The sequence below is a fragment of the Endozoicomonas sp. YOMI1 genome, from assembly GCF_024606345.1.
Taxonomy (GTDB): domain Bacteria; phylum Pseudomonadota; class Gammaproteobacteria; order Pseudomonadales; family Endozoicomonadaceae; genus Endozoicomonas.
The window spans coordinates 1-2,623 of sequence record NZ_JAHHPM010000345.1 but is presented as its reverse complement, the minus strand read 5'-3'; the positions used below and the strand labels follow the sequence as shown (position 1 = coordinate 2,623).

At 51.4% G+C, this 2,623-nt stretch carries 4 protein-coding genes; 1 reads left to right on the top strand and 3 read right to left on the bottom strand.

Annotated elements, in window-relative coordinates:
- Both KDK15_RS12420 and KDK15_RS12415 read right to left on the bottom strand, forming a co-directional pair.
- On the bottom strand, positions 1–121 hold a 121-nt coding region (locus KDK15_RS12420), incomplete at its 3' end, for a CpsB/CapC family capsule biosynthesis tyrosine phosphatase (protein WP_306800333.1).
- Between the two features lie 287 nt (positions 122–408).
- Positions 409–654 carry a hypothetical protein gene (locus KDK15_RS12415; RefSeq protein WP_257295680.1) on the bottom strand — a complete coding sequence of 82 codons (246 nt, stop codon included), beginning with the start codon at positions 652–654 and terminating at the stop codon, positions 409–411.
- A 130-nt stretch (positions 655–784) separates the two neighbouring features.
- Between KDK15_RS12415 and KDK15_RS12410 the strand changes: the two genes are divergently transcribed.
- Positions 785–1,138, top strand: a complete 354-nt coding sequence (locus tag KDK15_RS12410; protein ID WP_257295679.1) for a four helix bundle protein — start codon at positions 785–787, stop codon at positions 1,136–1,138.
- A 47-nt stretch (positions 1,139–1,185) separates the two neighbouring features.
- Here KDK15_RS12410 and KDK15_RS12405 read toward each other — a convergent pair whose 3' ends face one another.
- Entirely contained in the window at positions 1,186–2,613 is a 1,428-nt protein-coding gene (locus KDK15_RS12405; protein WP_257295678.1) for an O-antigen ligase, read from the bottom strand.
- Positions 2,614–2,623 lie beyond the last annotated feature (10 nt).

Here is a 2,623-nt window from a genome sequence, read left to right as displayed (position 1 = left end):
GCGTACAGACCATCCGCTGGATATCATTGGCTTCGGCTATCCGCAGCAGTTCCAGGGATTGCTCCAGGGTATCGGGGCCATCATCAATGGCGGGGATAATATGGTTATGAATATCTATCATTTTTTCGCTACCCGCTGCCCGCTGCCCGCTTCCCGTAAAAGCACCCATTCTATCTTTTTCGGGCGGCGGGAGGCGGGGAGCGGGTAGCGGTCTTTTTAAACCGTCACCTTGCCAAAAAATCGTCGCACCAACACCATCAACAGCCAAGCGGGAAGAAGCAGCAAAACCAAAGCCAGAAATATGGCCAGCGGCAAAGGCACATTAAAATAGTTAAAAACAAAAACTACTGAGCTTACCGCCTCAACAATATCGAAGCTTAGTAATTGTCCCGGAATAACTTCATCATTTTATTCACTCCGGGAAAATGCCGCCGCCCGCTTCCCGCCACCCGCTGCCCGCAAAAGCACAAGTGGTTCCAGCTTTTCGGGAAGCGGGCGGCGGTTAGCGGGTAGCGTCTGTAGAAATGTCGAAGTTATTTCAGGACAGCTCCTTAATGGCTGATTCTGCGCTTTGGACGACGCATTAATCACCAATACTTCCGCAGCGATCACCCAGAACATAATGGTGATATTGATGATCAGTCGTTTTTTCATTAACACCGCTGCCCGCCTCCCACTGCCCGCTCCCCGTAAAAGCACCCATTCTATCTTTTTCGGGCGCCGGGAGGCGGGCAGCGGGAGGCGGTCTACAATACTTCTGACTAACCAGTTAAGAAGAAAGAAAATGGCATACGAAAATCTTGATGTCTGGAAACGGTCTTCCAGACTGTGCGTTGATATTTATAAAACCCTGGCTCAGCTTAAGGACCATGGTTTTAAAGATCAATTAACTCGTTCAGCACTTTCGATTCCAAGCAATTTAGCGGAAGGCCTTGAGAGAGAATCTGGCAAAGAGCAAAAACGGTTTGTCTCCATTGCCAGAGGCTCTGCTGCAGAGTTGAAAACACAAATCTATATCGGCATTGAGATTGGCTATATCACTAAAGATAAAGGTCAATTATGGATTCGTGAGATCAAGGATATCAATGCAATGATTCAGGGGCTCATGAAAAGCTTTGATCGATTCCCGTCTTCCTGACGGGCGCTTCCCGCCTCCCGCTGCCCGCTTCCCGTAAAAGCCCGATCTTATCTTATTCGGGCAGCGGGAGGCGGGCGGCGGGCAGCGCCCGAAGGGGTAGGCATATAACGAGCCAACAAAGCCAGCGCCATCATCACCACAAAATAAGCCGCATTGGAAGGAATCTGCAGATTAAAATCCACTGATGAGTGAATCATAATGGCCAGAATGCCCATAAAGGCGGTAAAGCCCATGCCAATCATCAGCCGGTTACGACGCTGGCGCATGGCGGCAATCGCATGCCAGGCTGCCGCCAGCACCATCAGCGCCAGAATGATATAGGCGGGTATACCAAACTCCAGGGGGAATTGCAGAAAATCAATATGGGCCAGGTCGTAAAAGCCCCGCCAACTGCCATCATGATAAGTGGGTAACGTCGTATAAAACGAGCCGCCACCGGAGCCGGTCAGGCCATAATCGCCAATAGCATCCAGCGTTACTTCCGCTACATTGGGCCGGGTTTCCCTTTCCATGGAGGTTTGCTCAAGGCGCTCCACTACCTTCTCCAAGCCAAACCACTGGCTGACAATAGCAGTATCAATCACCAGCAAACTGACAAACAGCACCACCATTCCCCGGCTCAGCTGCTTACGACAGATAACGTACAGAAAGCCGGTAATCATCAAACTGGAGAAAAACGCGGTATTACCCATACGGGAGCGGGAGAGCACCAGACCAATCACCATAATGGCCAGCCCGGTACGGAGGATCACCTTATTGCTCATCAGGGTTTTCAGGGTGCGGTGCAGCCACTCGTGCCAGTCCCGGGAAGGGCGTTTATTAAGCTGGGCAATCAGCAGGCCCATCCCTGCCGCCAGGGTCATCTCCAAACAACCGGCAAAGCTGTTGCGGTTGACAAAGGTACCGGTAGCCACACCAAAGTAAGAAGTCTTATCCCGAAACAGCAGCACTTCCAGACCGGAGAGGGTACTTAACGAACCAAACACCGCCTGAAAAATACCGGAAATCACCAGCACCCAGGCAAAGCTTTTCAACTTCTCAGGCCGGTCGATCAGCAGCAGGCACAGGCAAAACAGCAGATAATAGGCCAGTGCCAGCAACGCCGTAACCTGAGTAGCGAAAGGGTCAAGAGAGAGGGGAAGTAAATCTGGCAGAGGCAATCCCAGTGCCAAATAAGCCTGAGAATGAATATCCCAGGCATGGGGGGAGAGAGCCTTTACCCAATCAACGGGTAACGGAATCTGTTGTATAAAAAGCCAGCAGGTGACTAGAATAAATCCCAGGTGAAACCAGCGGGCCTTCTGAAAGGCAAGCGTCACCGGCAGCCGGTTCAGGGCATAACCCGGCAACCAGAACAACGCCAGCCCATAGACCAGCATCATCAAAATCCCCATAGCCCACTCGGGCTTGCTGCCTTCTGGTAAAGGCAACCAGAACATCACCGCCAACAGCGGCCAGAACAATTTTTTAGACATTCGTTATTTT

Coding starts and splice junctions, on each gene's coding strand:
- KDK15_RS12405 (WP_257295678.1), bottom strand. CDS start 2,613: ATGTCTAAAAAATTGTTCTGGCCGCTGTTGGCGGTGATGTTCTGGTTG.
- KDK15_RS12415 (WP_257295680.1), bottom strand. CDS start 654: ATGAAAAAACGACTGATCATCAATATCACCATTATGTTCTGGGTGATC.
- KDK15_RS12410 (WP_257295679.1), top strand. CDS start 785: ATGGCATACGAAAATCTTGATGTCTGGAAACGGTCTTCCAGACTGTGC.